Origin of the sequence: Sporosarcina aquimarina (genome assembly GCF_033253705.1) — a bacterium.
In the GTDB taxonomy this organism is placed as follows: Bacteria; Bacillota; Bacilli; order Bacillales_A; family Planococcaceae; genus Sporosarcina; species Sporosarcina aquimarina.
This window is the reverse complement of record NZ_JAUBDH010000010.1, coordinates 65,745-87,424: the sequence shown is the minus strand read 5'-3', so window position 1 is coordinate 87,424 and position 21,680 is coordinate 65,745. Positions and strand designations below refer to the sequence as shown.

General features: G+C 36.5%; 15 protein-coding genes and 1 pseudogene. 1 reads left to right on the top strand and 15 read right to left on the bottom strand.

What is annotated here, in order from left to right; genetic code table 11:
• Positions 1-30: 30 nt before the first annotated feature.
• The 11 genes from QT716_RS14200 to QT716_RS14150 form a co-directional block, all read right to left on the bottom strand.
• Positions 31-1,023, bottom strand: a complete 993-nt coding sequence (locus tag QT716_RS14200; RefSeq protein ID WP_317936761.1) for a Bug family tripartite tricarboxylate transporter substrate binding protein — start codon at positions 1,021-1,023, stop codon at positions 31-33.
• Positions 1,024-1,044: 21 nt separating this feature from the next.
• On the bottom strand, positions 1,045-2,040 hold the full coding sequence (locus QT716_RS14195) for a 4-hydroxythreonine-4-phosphate dehydrogenase PdxA (RefSeq protein WP_317936759.1): 996 nt from the start codon (positions 2,038-2,040) through the stop codon (positions 1,045-1,047).
• A gap of 39 nt (positions 2,041-2,079) precedes the next feature.
• Positions 2,080-2,829 carry a DeoR/GlpR family DNA-binding transcription regulator gene (locus QT716_RS14190; protein WP_317936758.1) on the bottom strand — a complete coding sequence of 250 codons (750 nt, stop codon included), beginning with the start codon at positions 2,827-2,829 and terminating at the stop codon, positions 2,080-2,082.
• Positions 2,830-3,294: 465 nt separating this feature from the next.
• On the bottom strand, positions 3,295-4,329 hold the full coding sequence (locus QT716_RS14185; protein WP_317936757.1) for a DUF4179 domain-containing protein: 1,035 nt from the start codon (positions 4,327-4,329) through the stop codon (positions 3,295-3,297).
• A complete protein-coding gene (locus tag QT716_RS14180) occupies positions 4,326-4,883 on the bottom strand; it encodes a sigma-70 family RNA polymerase sigma factor (RefSeq protein ID WP_317936755.1) in 558 nt (185 codons plus the stop codon). Before QT716_RS14180 ends, QT716_RS14185 begins: the two co-directional genes overlap by 4 nt.
• A 289-nt stretch (positions 4,884-5,172) precedes the next feature.
• Positions 5,173-5,640, bottom strand: coding sequence for a DMP19 family protein (locus QT716_RS14175; RefSeq protein ID WP_317936754.1), 468 nt, complete (start codon positions 5,638-5,640; stop codon positions 5,173-5,175).
• 110 nt (positions 5,641-5,750) lie between these two features.
• Complete coding sequence (locus tag QT716_RS14170; protein WP_317936752.1) at positions 5,751-6,227, bottom strand: YbaK/EbsC family protein; 477 nt, start codon at positions 6,225-6,227, stop codon at positions 5,751-5,753.
• A gap of 703 nt (positions 6,228-6,930) precedes the next feature.
• Positions 6,931-7,584, bottom strand: a complete 654-nt coding sequence (locus tag QT716_RS14165; RefSeq protein ID WP_317936751.1) for a DUF975 family protein — start codon at positions 7,582-7,584, stop codon at positions 6,931-6,933.
• A gap of 329 nt (positions 7,585-7,913) precedes the next feature.
• Positions 7,914-8,237 (bottom strand): hypothetical protein, encoded by a 324-nt coding sequence (locus QT716_RS14160; RefSeq protein ID WP_317936749.1) that lies wholly within the window; start codon positions 8,235-8,237, stop codon positions 7,914-7,916.
• 320 nt (positions 8,238-8,557) lie between these two features.
• Positions 8,558-10,951, bottom strand: a complete 2,394-nt coding sequence (locus tag QT716_RS14155; protein ID WP_317936748.1) for a restriction endonuclease-like protein — start codon at positions 10,949-10,951, stop codon at positions 8,558-8,560.
• 16 nt (positions 10,952-10,967) lie between these two features.
• The gene (locus QT716_RS14150; RefSeq protein WP_317936747.1) at positions 10,968-12,734 is read right to left on the bottom strand and encodes an McrB family protein; all 1,767 of its coding nucleotides are present in this window, start codon (positions 12,732-12,734) and stop codon (positions 10,968-10,970) included.
• Positions 12,735-12,946: 212 nt separating this feature from the next.
• Between QT716_RS14150 and QT716_RS14145 the strand changes: the two are divergent.
• Positions 12,947-14,071: pseudogene (locus tag QT716_RS14145) on the top strand (IS4 family transposase).
• A 214-nt stretch (positions 14,072-14,285) separates the two neighbouring features.
• Here the strand turns inward: QT716_RS14145 and QT716_RS14140 are convergent.
• Genes QT716_RS14140 through QT716_RS14125 form a run of 4 tightly spaced genes read right to left on the bottom strand, consistent with a single transcriptional unit; the run spans position 14,286 to position 21,418 of the window.
• On the bottom strand, positions 14,286-16,319 hold the full coding sequence (locus tag QT716_RS14140) for an AIPR family protein (protein ID WP_398293611.1): 2,034 nt from the start codon (positions 16,317-16,319) through the stop codon (positions 14,286-14,288).
• A gap of 12 nt (positions 16,320-16,331) precedes the next feature.
• Complete coding sequence (locus tag QT716_RS14135; protein ID WP_317936744.1) at positions 16,332-17,258, bottom strand: PD-(D/E)XK motif protein; 927 nt, start codon at positions 17,256-17,258, stop codon at positions 16,332-16,334.
• Positions 17,251-19,989 carry a Z1 domain-containing protein gene (locus QT716_RS14130; RefSeq protein WP_317936743.1) on the bottom strand — a complete coding sequence of 913 codons (2,739 nt, stop codon included), beginning with the start codon at positions 19,987-19,989 and terminating at the stop codon, positions 17,251-17,253. Before QT716_RS14130 ends, QT716_RS14135 begins: the two co-directional genes overlap by 8 nt.
• A complete protein-coding gene (locus QT716_RS14125; protein ID WP_317936742.1) occupies positions 19,976-21,418 on the bottom strand; it encodes an ATP-binding protein in 1,443 nt (480 codons plus the stop codon). Before QT716_RS14125 ends, QT716_RS14130 begins: the two co-directional genes overlap by 14 nt.
• Between the last annotated feature and the right edge of the window lie 262 nt (positions 21,419-21,680).

The following is a 21,680-nucleotide window of genomic DNA, read 5'->3' as shown; positions in this document are numbered from 1 at the left end:
TGAGTCCTCCTTTCCACTTATTGAGATTTTTTATTTCATATCAGCTAGAATTTCTTCGTATCGTTCAATGTCTTTTTCTAACTTCTGTGTAAATTCTTCTGAACCCATCCAGCCATTTCTCAAGTTCAAGTAAGTACTTTTTGCATATTCTTGATATTCTTCTGTTTCCATTGCATTTTTAGCAGCCGTTTCTAATTTATCAATGATATCTTGTGGGGCATCTGAATGGATCATCAGATAACGTTCCACACCATCCGTCAGATCCCATCCTTTTTCAACCGTCGTCGGGACATCTTCAAAAGCTTCCAGACGCTCTTCCGCAAAGAACACTAGAGGTACAAATTCACCTTCTTCAATGTATGAAATCGTAGGTCCTACTTCTTCTAAAATAACTTCGATGTGATCACCCAATAAATCCGCGTGCATTTGACCGGCACCTTCCATCGGGATATAACTCATATCAACACCTGACGCCTCAATGAAGCGGCGTGCCGTGATTTCGTCGATACCCATCGTTCCTACTGCTCCCAGTCTTACTTTTCCAGGATTTTTGTCAGCATACTCTATTAATTCGTCAATTGTTTTGAATGTTCCGTTTTTAACTTGAAGTGAATAGATATCGCTTTGTATCCGGGCAATCGGAATTATCTTATCCAACCCGAAGGCATTCGTTCCTGCAGCTGTAGTAACTGCATAAGCAGAATCACCAACAAGTGTGTAGCCATCCGCTTCTTCTCTCACCGCATTTTGCATAGCGATGACTCCTGAACCGCCTTCTTGATTTATGACATTAAAATTGCCTCCAATTTCTTCACTCATCAAGTTGGTAATAGTCCTAACAAAAGTATCTGTTCCGCCTCCCGGACCATGACCTACATACACTTCAATATCCTGTTCCGGATACTTATCAACTACTGCCCCTTCTGTCTTTGTTGAACCTGCTTCACTGCAAGCTCCCAGCATCAATGAAATTCCCAGAACCCCTGCAACCAATGAACTTCTTTTTTTCGTGAATATTGTCATCACCCTACACCCCTTTTTATTTTATGAATTCATTTTGACAACCATTTTCATCGCTTCCACGGTAGCCCCTTCATCCGCTTTCCCTTTACCTGCGATATCGAATGCAGTTCCGTGAGCAGGAGTAGTCAATGTAATCGGTAAACCACCGCTCATCGTCACCCCTTTGTTGAATCCGAGCATTTTCATGCCCGTTTGTGCCTGATCGTGATACATCGCCAGTAAACAATCAAAGGGATCTTTTCCTAACCTTAAAAACAAGGTGTCAGCCGGATAAGGCCCTTCAATATTCACACCTTCTCTTTTTGCCTGTTCAATGGCTGGACGAATATGGTCGATTTCCTCATTCCCAAGCATCCCGCCTTCACCGGCATGCGGGTTGAGTGCCGCTACTGCTATTTTAGGATTTTCGAAATTGGCGGATTTCAATGTTTTATCTGCAAACATGATGCGTTCATATACTTTTTCACGACTGATGTTTTCACTTACATTTTTCAGTGGAATGTGAGAAGTTACCCGAGTCACCCATAGTTTTTCCATCACGTTGATCTCGCTGAATCCGCTTTCGCAATTCAGCAGGTCTGCGAAAAAGTGCAGTTCATCCTGAAAGTGGTGTCCGCCTCTGTGTAGAGCTTCCTTGTTTAATGGCGCATATATCACACCGTCTATCAAATTACTCTTTGAAAGTTCTAAAACCAATTTCAATGTTTCACCTGTCACTCGGCCGGATTGGATAGACACTTCCCCCAACTTGTACTCTTCCGGGGCCAGGTTTTTCAAATCGAAAAAGTAAACATCGCCTTTGTTTTTTGAAACTTGGGCAAGATCTGAAACGTCTGTTACCGGTAATGTTAATCCAGCTATTTCCTGACCTTGTTCAAACACCCTTTTATCTCCAACAATCAACCAGGCCGCAGAAGATTTAATAGCTTCATGTTGAAAAGCTTTAACAATCAATTCCGGACCAATTCCTGAAGCATCACCCAATGTAACGGCGATCAGCAAATTATCATTTTTCATAATGTCCTCCTTTGCAGTTTCCTGCACAAAATATCTTATTTAAAGAAAGTGTATGACTTTTTCGTATTCCTCTTTTGTTTGAGAATCTAAATCCTCATCTGTAATCACGCCTTGAATCTCGCTCAGATTGCAAACATTTACAAATGACCGCGCATTGAATTTACTGTAATCTGCGAGTAACCAAGTTCTTTCCGCAGAAGATTTCATCAATTGTTTGATCAGCGCTTTCTCAAAAGTCGGTGCAGATACGCCGGTGCGAAGATCCAATGCATGTGCACCTAAAAAGAAGATATCCGCATTGATCGAAGCAAGCATACTTTGAGTAATCGCTCCGTACAATGCTCCTATACCCGGCTGGAGTTCTCCACCGGTCATAATAACTCGTGGGCTGCTATCGATCAGCTCATTTCCAATTTTGATATCATTGGTGACGATTGTTAAATCTTCACGCGATTTCAGCAGTTTAGCAAGCTCCAGTGTTGTCGTCCCCGAATCCATAATAATAGTTGAATTTTTCTCAATAAGAGAAAGCGCTTTCAAAGCGATCGCTTTTTTCTTTTCGTTATTCTTTGTCTTCTTGGAGGAGTAAGGAACTTCGCCGGTCAACGTATCCAATGAAACCGCTCCGCCATGAGTGCGAATCAATTTCCCTTCATTTTCAAGTTCTATCAGATCTCTGCGGATTGTCATACTGGATACATTCAATTTTTTTGAAACATTTTCCACATCAATTCTTTTTTTGTTTCTTACTTCCATCTCCAACCACGTTCTTCTCTCCAATTGCATCATAAAACTCACACCTCTTTGTTCAATTCAAACACTATACATGTTTTATTATGTTTCATTTGTTTGTTTTAATCAATAGTTTTTTGAATTTTTTTTAATTTCCGCTTCGAAAAGATGAAATTAAGCTTAAGATTGCGATTTAGAGACTCTCAAGTTTTTTCCTTCCTAAGCTGTGTATTAATCTTAATTTGTTCGCTTTGGACATCGTACGAACCAATTTTTTGGATACATGAGTACGAAATATCCGTGTTTGTTCATACTTTCACAAATTTTTCTTACGCAGACAACTATCATCCAACTGATACAATGTATTGTATATTGCTTAGTAGTAAAAGAAATTCCACGAATGGTACATTTCGTTAGCTACTATCAGTACAATACTTAGCTACCATTTCGTCAAAACAATTTCGTTTTGCTGCAATGAAAAAAAGAGACATATCCATAAAAACGGATACGCCTCCTATAATTTTACCTATTCAACTTAACCTTGATTGGGTCGAGCTTCTTCTTTTTATACGCGGCGTTGCTGCCCTTTGCCAGCATGACCTCCGGGATGATGATCAATTCAGTTGCTTGCGGATCGATTTTTTTAATGGTTGTGTTCCACTGGTAGTCCTGACCATGCTCACTGACACCGCCATTCCCGTTGGAAAAGTATTCGTTGCCAAGATTATCCTGAATCAGCAAATCAGTAGTAATCCACTCATACTCCTTTGCAATGGATGCTTCAACAGTCTGACTGTATTCAATCACCGTGGAAATGTCGGTATAACGGATTGTATCCAGAGAAACTTCAATTCCTTTGTCCGCCACGGATTGCTTCACATCCTGCCCATTACCTGTGACAGCCTCCAGCTCGAATTGGAAATCCCATTTTCCTTTAATCTCTTCCATCGTATCGTAATTGTCTATACTGCGCGGAGACCAGCTCACCTGAATGGTATCTTGCGGCTCGTCAAGCATAGGTGTAGAAGTGATCAGTCCGACATACTTCTGGTCATCCACCTTCTGCAATGGTGATGACGTTCCACCAGAACCGGACGACTTTGCGACATCGAGTGTTGCATTCACACCGCTCTCTTGACCGAGTTCTTTTTCCGTTTCTACAGAGTACGTAAGCGTCACGGACTTTCCGTCATACACCGCACGGTCGATCGTGATGGTCACCCCGTTACTGGTCTGTGATTCGCTGACGTCCGTTGCGAATTCTTCATACGCGGTATAGAGGCCATTCTGATCTTCATTGAAAACAGAAAAAATATTGCTGACGATTGGGATCTGACTGGCAAGCGTCGGGAAACCGAATCCGATTGTCGTAACTGAAGCAATCCCAATAACCGCTGCAACGGCTACGTTGCGCCAGATTTTCGGTACACGGCGCTGCTGATTAATCTTCTTCCGTACTCGCTGTTTCATCGCTTTCTTTTCTAGATCCGACACATCCATCGGCTCGATTTCCTCAACCGGATTCAGCTCGTTCAGCCGCTCAAAAAGTGATTTCATATGCACTCTTCCTTCCATTCGTTTTGCAAGACAGCCGACAATTTCTTTTTCCCGCGGTACAACCGATTATCGACAGATGCTTTGGTGACATGCAAAGATTCGGCGATTTCCCCATTGGACATATCGAGGAAATACTTCATCGTGAAAATATCACGGTCCATTTCATTCAGCTGGCTCATCGCAACCAACAATTCCTCCTGCTCCTCTTTTTCAAGCAGCACGTCTTGATGATCCCGGATGAACGATATGTCTTCCATGCCGTGCTCGCGCCCTTTGCGTTTCATCACACGGCGATACTCATCAATTGCTTTGTACTTCGCCACCATGCAAATCCACTTCTTGAACTCTGCCGGATTCCCTTCGAACTGATCGGCACGTTCCCATACAGAAAGAAACACATCGCTGATACACTCATCGTAATCCGCTTCCGTCGGACCGAGCACTTTGTAAACGACCGATTTCACGAACGGCATATACGCGTCAATGACATATTCAATCGCATCTTCTTTACGTCGTTTCAGCCGTCGTATAAAGTTTTTCTCCGTAGATTTCATATCGCTATCTCCCCAAAAAAGCTATTCTTACCTACTACAACGAATGGAAGGCTTAACTATTCTCATTTAAATTAAAAAATGCCCCTATACGTTGAGTATAGGAGCTTCATCTAAATAATCTCAAACAATTAAACAAAACTATTGAGGCGTGCCTATGCACGAAACTTTCATGTTTGTTTGAACTTTCGTGATTGTTTCTTACCCAGGCATCTATTTTCAAACGCAGAAGATTGTTTCTTACAGGAAATTTATTGCGAAAAACATCTTGTCTGATAGATGCTTGCATAGTCTATACTTCAGTTCTTGCAAGGAAATCCTTGTAATGACTTACCAAATAGGTTTCCAATAAGGTATCTATTGTCTGATTAAGACCGTGGTATGCCTCGTCAGCTTTCTCAACGAAATGATAGAACTCATCTTCTCTATCTTCCCCGTTTTCCAAAGCAATGTGCATATTCCATAACTCTTCACCATACGCTTTCTCGATCAATGCATAATCATGAGCATCCATCTTCTCCAATATAGCGATTAATTCGTTTAAATAACATTCGATGCCGACTTCCTCTATATACGATCCAAACCAAGTGAATAAACTTTCGTGTCCTCCACTTTCTAGTTCAGAATAGTAGTGGAATACAATATACGCTTCATTTAAAACAGGGTCGTTCGTGGGGAAGTCACATTCATTTATAATGGATACAACTGCATTCCATAGTTCATCCGGGTTCATCGAATCTTCTCTTTTCCTGTGAGACATCCTATGTAATCCTCCAATCCGTGCTAAATTATAATGCCGCGGGTCCCCTAGCGCTACATAGCTGAATGACACATCCCTTTTAAACAATCACATATTTTTTGTGAACTTCTTCAACACACTTGAATGACATCTCCTTGAGTGAGTTGTGTTAACTCTTCAGGCGTAAGCTCAAAAACAGCTTTCGGATGTCCGGCAGCGGCCCAGATTGTATCGTACTGCAAAAGGTCTTCGTCAATCAGTGTCCGAATCGGTTCCGCATGTCCCATAGGAGGAACTCCGCCGATTACATAACCTGTGTGTGCACGAACAAATTTTGCATCTGCCTTGCCTGGGGCCTCTCCTGTATGCTGCAGGATTTTCTGTTCGTCAATCCGATTAACACCACTCGCTATTACCAATAGCGGCTCTCCTGATTCCTGTAATTTGAAAACAATGGATTTTGCAATCTGTGCGATTTCACAGCCAATCGCATCCGCAGCTTCTTGCGCTGTCCGGGTACTGTCCGGCAGCTCTTTCACTTTTCGCTCGCTCCCCAATTCCTCTAGCTTTTGCTGAAATTCCTTAGCTTGTTTACTGACCTCCGCCATTTCAATTCCCCCTCAGTTCTTCTATTTCCCAGTAATTTAAGCTTACATTAAACACTGAAGACAGTCGACTGAGGAGACAGATAAGACTGTCAATATTTCCCGAAGAACTTCAATGCTAGAATGTGACTGTCACATACTTCCCGGGTACACTGCAAAAGCTCAATCCGTACTTTCTCACTCATGAAATTTTATCGATTTGCCTTATACTAATCCATCAGTCAGCTTGCCAAATAATAGATATCTTCCATAATTATCAATTGCTGCAATTCCACTGTCACAGATCGGCCCTTTATGATAACTTTCCCAACAAATTTCTATTTCCAACTGAAGCAAACGAAGCATTATCGACATCAGACAAAGTAAACAGACAATGTCTTTTCAAAACGAGTCCTAAATTTCTTATTTTTTTTCGTCCAGGTATAAATAATTTCCTCGTTCGTCTTTTCATCCTGAGAATTTGAAGAATAACAGAAACTTAAGTTTGAATGCTGCTCTAGAATCCGTGCGATTTTCAACCTGACTTATAAAATCAGTACCAAATGCAAACTGAAGGCAATCGAGTTTAGGGGTGCTCCGATTGGATGCGCTAACTTCTTGCTCCAAATCAGTATGACCCTAGACACGATTGCCTCTGTAAAATGCATGTTCAAAACAATTCCTAACAATTCTCAGATTGTATCTCACATGCAACAAAATTCAAATACTATGCCATGTACTCGATGTCTCCGCCATACTCTTTTCTTTTCACTTCTTCGTAAAACTGGGCGTAGGAGACTGAGTAATAAGGATAGATAAATAAGAAGCCTAATCCCAGGGTGATGATCCCTAGTAAAAACCATCCTAGGAAAGAGAGGAATAACAAAAACGCTTGGGTCTTATACCCATTAATCATTTTGCGTGATTCCGTTATTGCCTGCATCGCCGATAATTCCGGCCGGTCATGTAAAATGTACATAGTGAATGAATACGAAATGGTCTTGATAATTCCTGGAACGATCAATAACAGACTCCATAGAAAGATAAAAAGTCCAGTGAGAATACTTACCCAAATACTTTTCCAGAACATGACCGTGAATGGTTTGAATAACGTCTTCATCGAGATCCGGCTTGTTCGGGTCAGACTTAAAGTGAGCCATAACCATCCAACACTTAAAGGTAATAACAAAGCAGACAAAATAATCGTGGCGAAATCCATTGTCTGTTGAAGCCCCGTCAATGATTCCTCATCATTGTAGGTAGCCGGTGATATCAACTCCGGAATCGCAGTAATGAACGTGAGCACTATAACGGCTCCCGCCATGAATAACCATTTGCCTTGTAAAGCGTGTCTTGCTGCTTGCTTACATTGTGAAATCATACCGAATCTTCCTTTCTAGATTCGAGCCGCCAAATTCACTGCCCCATCAAAGGAAACATTCGAACTTGTGCTTGGAGGACTCTTCGTTTCTTACTACTTTCTTACATAGTATACGCGAATACTTTTCTAATAGTTTCAATTTGTTCCAATAAGTTTCCTTTTTAATTCCTGTGCACGAGACTAGGATCCATGTATTTTCCGCAAAACATCACATCACCTATTACTATGAAAACCAGCATCATTGACCAATGTTTCACCCCCAGTTAATTATGTGCTTTTTTAAATAACCTTCATAATTGAACAAGCTATTAGCATTTTTAAATTTAGCGCTATTTAATATTATTCAAGGTTTCTTTTGCTTTCCTAACGGCCCCAGGATTATCCTTTCTCATCCTATCAGATTGTATAACATACTCTAAGGCTTCAACGATCTTATTACTTCTAATAATTCTAAGAACAGCGTTGACACGCGTACTAGTTCCATCCAAATTTCGATCTCTGCCTAAACTATTATAAATATCCTCTATAAACTCACTCTTATAACGCTTATTGCTCTCTAATTCAGTGAACCTTTCAATCATTACAGCCGCATACTCTCCTACAAACCATGCGCCTGCTGATGCAATAAGTCTTTTAGTTGATTTGTCCTCCATGGTCTATTACCTCACAAGTAGTTTATTACAAAAATTGGAAGTTTTATTTAGCTATTTTATTGCTATCAACAATTGTTAAGCTTAGCAAGCCAAGATTGGTTACTAGCTAAATAAACTTAGTAAGCATACTAAATATCACATTTGTATTTTCCCTGAATTTTCATCAGTCTTTGAATTACGTTATTAACTTTGGTCTTTTAGGCTCCTATAGAAAAAATCCTTTTTTTTGCAGAAGAGCAAAAAAGGATTTTCCTAACTCTGGTTGTTATATCCATGTACGATAAAATAAATAACGGTTTATTGCTTCACTTTAGGCATACCTAGTTACGATAAATCAGCTCCACAATCCTTTGAAAGATGTACGTTTCATTTTCAATAGCCAGATCCATATTAAAGGTCTCTACAAGATCTTCGCCTACAAATTCTAATTGTCTTTCTAGATGATTCAATTTTAACTCGTACTTATCAAACTTGAAACTGATAATCTTAGTGGCACTCGAAATATTTTCACTGTCCAAAATCACTTCTACATCATTCGAAATTCTATTTAGCATTCGCCACAGCTTATCCTCTTCCTCTGTTTTGGAATGCAAGTTAGCTATAGAATTCGCACGAAAAAAGTTATTTCTATTAACACGCGTATTGTGAGGCACACAAAAACCCCTTGCTTCAATCAGCTTAGCTTTCCAATTACTTAACATAAAGTTTACTCGATTTCCTATTACTTCTATATTCATTACTTCAGCGTAATGACGTATTTTCATGGAACTTTGATCATAAATAGCAATATTTCTTATGCGTTGCCATCCATCAGGTAAATCGTCTGAGGCAATTTTGTATTCATTGGATTGCAGTAAGGTCACATAATCGTTTTCATTCACAACTGTGCAAATCAATACATAATCGACAGAATAGGAACTCGTTTCTTCTTCATAGAAACCTTTTGGCAAGATCCCTTCACTCTGTAATTGTTCCGGACCTTTATTTAGAAGGTTATCAATGAATCGACTTACAAGGGAAGTTGTATTCGGCAAGAATGGAAAGGCCCCTATATTCACAGTTTCAATGCTCCTGTACAGAGGATGCGATTCGTACTTTTGTTCATCAAACCATGGAAACAGAACATATGCCCCAAAAGCTGTGCGCTCGTATCTATCCCCCGTGTGGACAACAATAGAGTCTCTGTAACGATGCATTGTATTGATATCATCTTGCATCGGTCCAGGCATATCAGTATACGTTTCTAAATCCAACCTATATTTAGCGTCAAATATATATTGATATTGATATGTCTTACCCTTTTTACCAATACTCAGCATGGAATCTGGTTTCTGCTGCACAGTCGGGACTCGATTGCTGTTTGTATCAAATTGGTACTTTAAAGTGATCTCTTCGTTTGTTACTGGATGAATATATTTACGCTCAGCTGTTCGGGATTTGTCCAGGTTCACAAACAAACCATCTGTATTCACTTTTACGATGTCTTGACTGATTGGTGTACATTTCTCATCAAGCAGTCTGCCCAGCTTTAAAAATGTCCAATATTCATATAACGTAGCAATGTCTTTTATAGACATCTTATAAATCTGTCCTTGAAGAACAATGCTTTTACTGATTGTAGTATAAACCTGCAGCACAGTTCGATATCCGGCAGCCATTTGCAAAACAAGGCTTGTAACTGATCGATCCAGTACACCGATTTGTTTCCAAAAAGTATTTTTTTGTTTCTTATCAATCCATTCAATCATTCCGTCAATCTTACAAAGCAATTCTGTGTCTAGCTTTCCGTATCCTTTAAAGTAAGCAGCCTCTAATACTCTTTTTAATTCTTTTAAACGAGCACTTATTCGGCTCATCGTCCATTTCACATAACGGTTTTCATATGTATCTGCTGTATGCTCTTTTCTTTGCATTATACCCTTAGAGGGCATAACCGTTCTGCCTTCTATAGTTATACCGTTTGGAACCTCTTCAAACTTACTGGCATTCCTACGAAGATAATTTAACGATTCTAAATCGGGCCTTCGTAACTGACTGCCTCTTACTTCTATGTAATTTTTAATTAGATTCTGATGGGAGAACCGCTCAATTTGATTGATTGAACGTTTGTATTGTTCGAAATGGTGATCAAAAAGTCGATAGAATTCAGACAGTGAAGGTTCTTTATATATTTTTGCACTTCCATATAAGTACGTTCGCTTAATAAAGTGGTAAGCAAGATTATAAATCTCTTCATTCACTTCATCCAAGAGCTTTTTATAATCATTTTTATAGTCCAACTTAGTTGGATAAACTTCGAGTATAACGGTTAATAAAACTCGATTCCCTTCTCCTCTTATTTCGAATGAAGTTAAACCAACTTCATTTCGAAAATGAAGTGTTCCTGTCAAAATATTGCTTCTTGAAACTTTGCTGACCCCATCTCTAAATTCCGGAAATTCATGATAGAAGCTGATTCCCTCATTTGTTTTGGGTAAGATTACGACTTCATAGCGACCATTTTCAAAAAACAGCGGTAACATTTTCTGGGAAGTATAAGGTACAAGGTCCTCTATTAGAACATCATAAACTTGTACATCTTGAAGACTCGCAGCAGTACATTCGAACTGCATAGAATCTTCAATTTTAAATGACATTTGTTTACGCAACTTGTTGTACTGTGGATGTGAAACAGACCCTTTGATAATACATGTGACATCTTCAGTTTCGATCACGACCAATTCCCGATCTTTAGGAAATCCAGAAAGATGTGAACCCATCCATGTGATACCTCCTGATCATTTCAGCTACTTTCCCAGCACTTCGTGGATACTTTACAGAGATAGCTATATTCTCTGCATCATAAGGAACGCCTGTTAGCCATACAAATAAGTCATTTAACAAAACGTCAATCCGTCCATCGCTGCCTGTTATACGTGGCAATATCTTTTGCATGAGGCAATAATCAAAAGCTTCGTCCTCACTTAACAATTTGCCATTTGTATTATGTACCATGTAAAAACAAATCTCGTCACGCACTCGATATCCAACATGTGCATTCATTGGTTCCAGAATCTTATTTATTCCCTCCAGTTCAGAGGAAATTCCTTCTATGAGTTCTTTATGATCATCATAAATATCTTTTAATGATATAAAGTTCGAAGCAACGTGTTCATTAGAAATCTTTAATGGATTAGACTCTTCTTGCATTTCAAGGTGATCAAAATTGTTTAAACGAATCTCATTAAATTCGATTGTGTTAGCGCGGTCCAAAACTTTCTTACTAAATGGATGTGTGGTCTCGTCCATGTTTACAGTTCCGATGATATACAGATTCTCTGGCAACCAAATATCCCGACCTACTTCCTTCGAGTTTAGCAAATAGGAAGAAATTATGTCTTCTCCGTTTCTTCGCCGGCTTTCCATCACACTTAGCACATCACTAAAGTAATACTCAACTCGCGCTAAATTCATTTCATCAAGTAATACATAATGTGGTAACTGGGGATGATCTATTGCATGTTCGATTATTTCTGTAAGTGGCCCTTTTTGGAACTCATTTTTCAAGTCTGCATAACCCAATAATTCAGATCCGTCGCTCCAATCAGGTCGAACAGGTATTAACTTGAATTGCCCATTGGCTTCTGTAGCACCGATACTTTCAGCAAATAGCTGTGCAATTTTTGTTTTTCCAGTTCCTGATATGCCCGCTATGATTACGAATGGTTTACTTCGTAAAGATAAGTATAGATTCTTGATATTAGAGATTGAATAATTAAATCCTTTAGACTGTATATATGTGTGTATATTATCGATTAATGGTTCAGCTATAATTACTTTTGATAACAAATCATCCTCATCATCTGATGATTTAAGTTTTAATAAAGTTTCTAAGTTGGTATATTTAATTGGATTTCCAAAACCTTTATGGATTAACGCCACATTTGTGCCGATAAGTCTTTGACGGAGGTCTTCATTAGATATTTCTCCTTGTAATATGTATCTAGAAGGAGTTCTTTTAGGCATTTCTTCTTCATACCCTATAAGATCATAGACCTCTATTATTTCATTCTGATAAACTGCACAATAATACTTTAAGTTTCGTGTTTTGGTCTTGCCCAAACTTGCTACCCAACTAACGCTTGTTGCTTTATAAAGTTCTTGGGGTGTCATATCAGCTTTGTAAGTTCTATTAATCTTTATTAAAATTAAATCTTCTATCTTACCTGAAGTGAAATCTATACTATTACTGTCTAAACTGTCTAGAAATCTTCTATAATGATTTAAACCAGTACTGTACATCCTATTATTTCGGCTATCCATTTCTTTAAAACTCTCGTTCATTAATATATGATTGATTATATTAGATTTTCCTATTTCATATATATTTCCTAAATCAAAACCCCAATTAAACTTCTCTTTCGAAACTATATCTATAGCATTGACATACCTTTTTCTTGTTTCTTTATTTCCTATGTCGTTTTTATCTAACCAGGAGATAAATTTTTCTTTATACAAAAAGACACCTCATTTTATCTACTATTGTTAGCATTCCCGTCTACCTATCCCTATCTAATACTTTTAAATATCATTTCACACTAGCGTCGCATTAAAATAAAACAACTAATATATATAATCTGAACCTTTCAAAATTAATACTTTGCACAAAAAATCCTTTATAATGGGTTGGCGGTCGTAACCTATCCAAATCCAAAATAAAGGACCCTACAATGGATAAGATTACACGAAAAACTTCATTTAAACAATGGCTTTCACCTATTTCTACCGTGTTATTTGAAGAACAGGTGAACGCACATCGTCTAGACTACTATGCAAAGAAGCTATACATGGCTTCGTTTACGAAATTATTACTGTATGCCCAACTTCATGAAACGGAGAGCTTGCGTGCTATCAGTGATTGCATTTTCTCGGAAGAATTACAAGAAGCCTCTAACCTTAATTCAATCAGCTTTTCCCAGTTAGGTAGACGTTTAGATCAAATTCCTACGGAATTCTTTCAAGCGATTTTTTTAGATTTAGTGACTCAGATCAATGAGGCCACGGATCTCCAATTTAGAAGAAAAACAACGATTCCCTTGAAACTTATTGATTCAAGCACACTTCCTTTGAACCTGAAAAATCATCAATGGGCGAAATTCCGAAAGACGAAGTCGGGGATCAAACTCCATTTACGACTAGCGTTCATGGAAAAAGGTTGTTCCTACCCTGATAAAGCGGTTTTAACCAACGCTAAGGAACACGACCGTGGGCAGCTGGAAATACTTGTTGACGATAAAGAGTGCATGTATGTGTTTGACCGAGGGTACTTGGATTACGAACGATTCGATCGAATGACAGATGAAGGCTATTTCTTCGTATCTCGCTTGCGCAAAAATGCGATTGTCCGATCCATCGAAAGCTTCGAGCTATCAGAGAATTCACTAGTGGAATCGGATGAGATGGTCGTGATAGGTACGGCACAAAATCGTACTGAAAATGCTTTTCGTCTTCTCAAGGTGTTAGATTCCAAAGGGAATCAGCTGAATCTTCTAACCAATCGTTTTGATTTATCCGCGGATGAAGTCGCAGAGATGTATAAATCTCGTTGGGCAATTGAACTATTTTTCAAATGGATGAAACAGCATTTGAACATCAAAAAGTTCTACGGTCAAAGTCAGCAAAGCGTGCATAATCAAGTTTTTCTCGCCATGATTGTGTAGTGCTTGAATGTGTTAGCACAGCTAAAAACTAAAAGTAAACGAACCTATCTTCAAATCAGTCGCTATTTAAAAGCAGCTTTATGGAAACCAGCTCGGATATGGATTCGAAAAATCCAAGGAAAAAGCGTTCCATAACCGTAAGAAATAACTTCTGTTGAACTTGCCAATGGTTATAGTAAAAAAATGGATGTTCACTACCGTTATTCTGGTGTTTTCGTTTTTTCTCTAAGAACACAAAAAGCATAAACAGAATGTTCACATATTATTTATGCGACGCTAGTGATCATTTCATTATAAAATATAATCATTTTGTTTAGGAATGATTTTTAAAGTATTAATAAACCTTAGTTCATATCTTCCATCCTATTTTTATAGCTTCATTGTATAAGTTCATTAATACTTTTGCTTGTTTTTCTGATGGAACTAAAAGTTGGGAATACGCAAACTTCTTTAATATATCCCTTTGTGATAGTGTTATATCACGTTGGTTATCTTTTTTAGAATAATAATTGTACAAAGATATCCAGTTTTCAAAATGTGTTTCAAAGATAAACTTTTGTGCTTCGATTCCCCTGTCCAAACTTTTAAGTTGTCTCTCGTCTCTTGTTTCGCTCTTTTTTTCTTCTTTTGTTTTTAAAAACAATGGAGATAAATCAAACTTTATCTCTTTAGATTTCACAACTTCCCAACACCGTTCTTTCTTACACCATTCTCCGACATTTTTAAACCCTACCGGAGGATCTGTCAACGTACTATATACTTCTTTAGCTATTGTTCCTAAAACTATTTTCAGTTGATTAGGTAGCTCTTGCTCTTTCCAAATAATATCGAAATTCAAATATACATTATTTTTTTCTATCCAGTTTGATAAGTAGGCAATGGTATATGTAACAGTTTGTGCTCGATAAGCACTTTCGTACCAATCTGCATGGGAAATTATTTTCTCAACCGCTTTAAACATAATTATTTTGGCTACGGCTTCCATATAGTAGGCCTCAGTAATAGCTAATTGATCAATTTCAATTTGAGCTGTAGTTTTATCTGCAAATTCAACAAAACTATATTGCGCACCCTTTGAGACAATATTTGGTTTTTTCAACCATGAATTTTCACTTTTTGCTAAGAAGGTCTTCTCTATCATCTGGTTCTTTGGATTCTCAATAATAAATTGTCTTCGTTCTGCTGCAGTTAAGTATGCCTGTTCATTTAAATATTCACCTCTAACTCTTTCGTAGTACCAATGTGTTCTTTGCTGTGATCCACCTCTTGCCGTTGCCCATATTCTTTTAGAATACTTTTTCATATCTTTGTGAAACAGGCTATTAGAGAAAAAGTCAGATTTATTAACCTTATTCTGTGTATTGGCGTATTCGGAAACCTTCGATACAAAGTTAGATTTATTCTCCAATGGACTTACAACTGTTAGCTTAAGCTGTACATTCACATTTGATATATCCAATCCCCCATTTTTTTTAGCTGCATAAATTGCTGAGGTTGTTTGTCCACCATTAACGATTTGAAAATCCATTATTTTATTGATAAAACCATCTTTTATTTCGATTGAGCTCGCAGTTGCGGTGATCCCATTATTATATGCAAAAAATAGTTCTGGATTATATTCAATAGTATTTCGAATCCCTTTATTTACGCCACCCCTGAATTGCAAGAATGTCCTAACATTCTGTTCTAATAATCGTTGACCAAACTTATCATATATTTCATATAATTGTTCCCCATTCAATAAACTCAGATATGATTGATATTCTTCGGTATCATTACTGATCATCAAATATGGAACTTTTAAATCAATTTCATAAGACGTCTCCGCATCTTTAGTAGCAAAGAACTTAAATAAATAGTTAATATCAATCAAACGGTAATCATTAATTATTCCGTCACTTATCTCTGATGGTATTTCAAGGGACGATTTTGTTGCCTTTCCATCAGTAAACACCATTAATCTAAAACGGTCTACATTACCAGCTTTAACCTTTTGAAAAGTACTGAATGCTAAAGAATAAGCTTCTGATGTTTCTTCAAGGTCTTTATATAATCCTTCTATACTTGCTTTTATGAATCTTTTTAACCTGTTGAATTTCACATTCACTTGTTGCTTAGTCAATGTTTGTAACTCATCAGATTGAAAGAAATGGAAGTTGATTACGGTGAATATTCTTCTCTCTTCGTCATAATCGTAACCATATACTTCCATATTTCCTTTCATGTATTCTCCTACAGAATAATTGTTGGTTAAGTCACCCAATTCAACTAAGTCTTCGCAAAACGTTTCAAAAAAGGATTGTGACTTTAACAATCCTCTACTTTCCGAATCTGAAATTATAGATTGTATAAAGTTAGTGTGAAAGTCCTTTAGTGTTAGCATCTACTCAACCTTTCACAGTATTATTTCTTCTGAAGATATCTTGAACAATTCGCATTTAGACAAATTAATTTCGTATTCTACTTTATTAATTGCACTTGATATATTGACAGGTATAATACGTGGAAAAGACTCTTTTACCTCATAAAAATAAATTGTGTCAGCTATATACTTTTGTAAGGGTTCTTGAAGAATTTCCGGGAAATATCCGTATTCACCCAATTTATTTTCGAATTTTAATAATGTATTAAAGTTTAAATTCATCTTAATTTCTTCGATAACATCTGATATATCTTCACCTTGTTGATTTTCTGACAACGCAACCGCTGCAAGATAAAGGTTTTTCTTCGTAGAATCTAACTGATCTACAGATGAGACTTTCACATACCTTCCTCTTGAAGAATTATAAGACTTTACCTCTATTGCCGAGTCATTGCAAATGAAGTCTTGCTTACAATGATCTGGTCCAGTCCAACAATCGACAGCTTCGTTGTATCCGTATCTTTCTGCAACAAATCTCTTTAGCAATAAAAGCTCACTAAACAATCCTCTTTGTTTTTGTATAGAAATTCCGATCTTTAATTCATATTGTAATAGCTTTTGCCATCTATTTAAACGCTTGCTAAGTTCCTCAATAATTAATGTGTCGTCCAATTCATAAGATACAACGCCAATTAGATCATCACATAAAATCTTAAAGATCTCCCAGTCTTCTTGATCTTTTAAAATTAGAAGTAGCTTGCTAGGCTCAACACTGTTATCAATCTCTATTTGAATTCCTTTTAATGTAATACTATGGGATTCAGTAAAAGTACCTGTTCTGCATTGAATTAATAATCCAAAGCTATCAAATGCATCTTTAAACCAGTACAAATTATGATTTGATGTATCTGCTACACGTATCTGTGTCAAACGCGACAGGTCTTTCCACGGATTATTCATCCTCATATTCCTCCTCGTAAACCTGACTACTCGCATATTCAATCAATTCTTGTTTCATTACATTATTGATCAGAATTTTCGTCGCCTTTTTACCCGTACCTGTTCCATTAAAGCTAAAACTTAAGGCAACAGCATATACCAAAAACTCTTCTGTATTTGCATCAATCAATTCCATGGCGTGTATAAATAATACTGGATTTTTCATAATAGGACGTATTTCACTTGCTTTATAACTTTTATATTTTTGTCCCATTAATATCCTTTCCGGATTTGATCGTGAAACCATACTTTTTTTAAATTCATAGTAACCATCATTTCGTTTTTCCTTACCTACAGTTACTGATCTTTTTTGTCTCTTCACAATTACATTATCTGCTTTAAAAATATCATCACTCTTTCCAGAATAAAGAACTACATCCCAGTCGCTTACATTTTCTATTAAGTGTTGTTTAATAACTGCAACAGGTAGTCTGGATCTTAGACCCAATTCGTCATGTGGATAAAATCGATATTTTCCCACAAAGTCTTTGATATTCTTGTGCGCTACATTTCTCCATACATAGCTATTATTGATAATCTCCATTTCCTTCGTTTCACTTTGGATCTTCTTGACAAAGCTACTCAATAAATCTTCATTTTCGTCAATATCACTCACTTTATTGCTAATAAAACTTGTTTCTTTAAAAGTTCCACTTAGATCCATGTCGATATATTGCTCATTTGCATTTTTAGCTTTATTTCGCGCAGTAACTTGGACCAAACTATCAGGATGTTGTATAACTGCCAACCCGAAATCTTTTGGAGTCAATTGTTCAATTTTCATTTGATTCAATCGTTGTAGCAATTCTTCAGTTGCTAATAAAATAAATTTAAATTTCTTTTGCATTTCTTCGGTTACGTATACCCTGCATATCTCTTGATATCCTATTCTATATCCAAACCATCTACCCATTTGCATAAGTGTGTCATAGTAAGTTGTAGATCTCATAAAATAACTTACACTCAACCCCTCTAATGTGTATCCCCTTGATAAACTAAGCCCACCGATAGCTATTACATTTGTTTGTCTATCACTTCTATATTCTAGCTTAAACTTTGATCTCTGATGAACATCGATGATCTGTATAGTATGAATAACATCAGCTAATTCTTCAAGAACTGACTCAAATGTAAATTGCACACTTTCTTTCAAATTCCTATTAAAAGTATCCATTAAACCAATGATGTTTTTATTCCAACTAGATCGGTTCATTTTCCCATAAGCTTTCACATCAATTTTCAATTTTTCTACATAGGTTTTGATTAAGAATTTTATTTGAATGTGTACATCTGTTAAACGTGAAATGTGAACTAGCATACTATTGTGCTTCCCTCTTTGATTTTTCAAATTCCGTATACCAATATTAAGCAGAAAATGATTTACTGCATCATATAAGGAGTTCGGCAAGTCTTCTAATATGTAATCCTTTTTATGCTTTATAAGAAATTTATCGTTTGCTAAATTAAAACCATTTTCCTCTTCCTTATCACTTTCCATCATGACTTCATCTTCAGGTATTTGCACAATATATTTCTCACTTTCATCTCCAAAAATCGCTTCTGCTCCAAAATAATTATCTGGTGCTTTCAAAGCGTATATAAAGTCTGATGGAAATAGATCCTCACCATAAAGTATATGTTGGGATTTATGATCTATAAAGATATTTGCAAAGGGTGTTGCAGTATAGGCAACATAGGAGGCTTTACCGAATTTCGCCAATAACTCTCTAATCTTTTTATTAATAGTAGTTGGGTCTTCTTCCTTATTAGTATTGATTGAAGCATAATCTGATTCATCATCAATCACTAGCATAGATTCATTTATGGTATTTGGGTAATTATCATTTAACCAACTTAGAAGATGATCTAATGTGGATGTAATTTTTTTAATAACGATTAAAATCGGATTTGGGTTACTTTCAAAGTTTGTTGTAGCGTGAGCGCTGACTAACTGTTTCTTAAAATCGTGCTCAATACTAGTTAAACATGTAGGTTGATAGGCTCTATCAAATTCTTTTAAACTTCCTACCCCTTTGGAATTACGACCAACAAATATTTCTTCTAAGCGCGACTGAGTTTGATTTCTTAAATTGTTTTGCGCACCAGCAATAACAACGATAAATTTGTATCCAGCATCAGCCGCCTTACATAGTAAAGATGCATAGTTTGCTGTTTTTCCAGATTGTACGTGACCTACAACCATGCCTCTAATAGAAAAGTTATCATCCATTGGGTCACCTAAGTTATTCATTATTGCATCTGTATCTTCATCTATAACATTCAAAACGGGTGCAGGCAGATTATTTAAAGAGTAGTTCATATAATTATTATTGTAGTAATTGTCACATTCGATTTTTCTCTTAGATGTCCACCAACTTTTATCTCTATCTTTTTTCTCTCCTTGGATCAGAATACCTGTTTCAACTTTGACAACAAATTCTTGTTCAAGTGTATTCTTCAAATAAAACCAATCTTGTTCATCAAGACTATCAATCTGCGACTGATCATCCATCATTAATGGTACTTTTAAAAAGTTGGGATCTAACTTTTCACATTGTTTCATAAATTCCTTCCATGCTTTAATTGAATCGTCTATATCACTTTGGGATAGGTATCCATTTACAGCCACTATTTTTTGCAATTTTAATGCTATTGTTCTATAAACACTATTATAAGTTTCATTGGTTTTCATCAAATAATATCTCTCCTTTAGTCTTAAAAACTTCAGTTTCTAAAAGACTTTTTATGAATTCCTCGCTAATTCCATTATCTTTCCATTGCTTAATCATCATAGACAAATGCTCATCTGATATTTGAAATTCTTGATTTACTTTGTGAGGGTTAGTTTGAAGTTGGGCCACAATTGTTTCAATAGGTAAGTAACTTTCTAAACTCGCCAAATAAATTTCAAGATTAAAACGTTGTTCATCATCCAACTGGTTATTAAGTTGAATTAGTAAAGGATGCTGTTGATTAATCACAAATCGAATATTATTTTCTTTAACAATACAATCCCAAATGTTAGTTGTGTTTGTAGTAGAAAGTTTTCTTCCCCTACCACTAAATGGTCTTGAACCTTTAACAGTTACTTGCTGAATAATTCTTTGCAAATCATTTCTGATTGCTCTGGTTGGTCTTGCAGTCGACTTCTTTATATCAATACCCCAATCTGAGTCCTGGGAATTAGATATGTCGACTTTTATTCTAACTAACCTATGAGCATCATTTATTTTATGTAGTCCCCACCAGGTACCATGGATTAGTAATCTATGTTCTCGATATAGATAGAATCCTTGTGACTTTGTATATCCGTCTTCAGTTGCGTATAAATCAAATTCTTCTGGAGACATTTTAGAGTGATGAGGCAGTATATACGGTTGAACTATAATTTCCGAACCATCATGAAATATTTTTTCAATTTGAAATTCTTGTGTAGCCTTATTATTAGGATTGAACGGATTAAATGGTTCTAGATCGACTTGGTTAACAGCTACATTTATTTTCTTTCTTCCGCTTACTTTTCCTTCTAAAAAATTATGAAAAACCAATGATAAATGGCTTCTTAATTCGGAAAGCTTAGATGGAATATCATCGGAATTAAAGGAATCAATATTCTCCCATATCACCAACGTTCCATGTTCTTGCATTCTAAAGTTTTGATACAATGGAAAATGCTCACATGATTCACAGTTAATCGTTCTCAAAAGCCATTTATTTTTTTTCGAAATATACTCAAGATCCCATTGTTTAATAGAATGTTCATTGTTTTTTTTAGAAAGTACCGTAAGCTTTTTGCATTGTGAGAATGAAGCTGTTTTTAATCCTAATCCAAATTTACCAAGTTCATTTGGACCTCTTACTAAATCCGGATCACTAGCCGCTAATCTCATTGCCTCAACCAATTCTTTCTCTGTCATTCCAAAACCATCATCTAAGATTCCGAAGATTGGTGATGGTTCTGGAAGACATAATATTTTGATATCATTGGATTCCGCAGCAATGCAATTATCCAAAATATCAGCAACTGCTACTTCAAACGTATAACCTAAATCTCTTAAAGATTTTACAAAGTTACCGATTACCGGTTCTACTATTTCGTCTTGAATAATTTTAGAGCCCAATTAACTGACTCCTTTCCTTTACAAGATTGATATTTCTTACCTATTTATTTAATTTAGTTAGAGGTATTTCCAATTCATAGGTTCATGAATTATATTTGTTTATTTACTTAATACTACTTAAGACAAAGAACAAATCAGGAAACTATCGTGTGATCTATATTCAGCTGTGTTGACTTTCTACTTTTCATAATATCAATGTTTCCTTTTACTAACAATGTAAAGTCGATTTTTGTCAAGATTAGTTGAATTACTCAAACGTTGT

Bases quoted from the DNA above. Each gene is read 5' to 3' on its own strand.
- QT716_RS14185 (WP_317936757.1), bottom strand. From the start codon at position 4,329: ATGAAATCACTTTTTGAGCGGCTGAACGAGCTGAATCCGGTTGAGGAA.
- QT716_RS14200 (WP_317936761.1), bottom strand. From the start codon at position 1,023: ATGACAATATTCACGAAAAAAAGAAGTTCATTGGTTGCAGGGGTTCTG.
- QT716_RS14160 (WP_317936749.1), bottom strand. From the start codon at position 8,237: ATGGAGGACAAATCAACTAAAAGACTTATTGCATCAGCAGGCGCATGG.
- QT716_RS14195 (WP_317936759.1), bottom strand. From the start codon at position 2,040: ATGAAAAATGATAATTTGCTGATCGCCGTTACATTGGGTGATGCTTCA.
- QT716_RS14140 (WP_398293611.1), bottom strand. From the start codon at position 16,319: ATGCTAACACTAAAGGACTTTCACACTAACTTTATACAATCTATAATT.
- QT716_RS14165 (WP_317936751.1), bottom strand. From the start codon at position 7,584: ATGATTTCACAATGTAAGCAAGCAGCAAGACACGCTTTACAAGGCAAA.
- QT716_RS14170 (WP_317936752.1), bottom strand. From the start codon at position 6,227: ATGGCGGAGGTCAGTAAACAAGCTAAGGAATTTCAGCAAAAGCTAGAG.
- QT716_RS14130 (WP_317936743.1), bottom strand. From the start codon at position 19,989: ATGAAAACCAATGAAACTTATAATAGTGTTTATAGAACAATAGCATTA.
- QT716_RS14135 (WP_317936744.1), bottom strand. From the start codon at position 17,258: ATGAATAATCCGTGGAAAGACCTGTCGCGTTTGACACAGATACGTGTA.
- QT716_RS14190 (WP_317936758.1), bottom strand. From the start codon at position 2,829: ATGATGCAATTGGAGAGAAGAACGTGGTTGGAGATGGAAGTAAGAAAC.
- QT716_RS14180 (WP_317936755.1), bottom strand. From the start codon at position 4,883: ATGAAATCTACGGAGAAAAACTTTATACGACGGCTGAAACGACGTAAA.
- QT716_RS14175 (WP_317936754.1), bottom strand. From the start codon at position 5,640: ATGTCTCACAGGAAAAGAGAAGATTCGATGAACCCGGATGAACTATGG.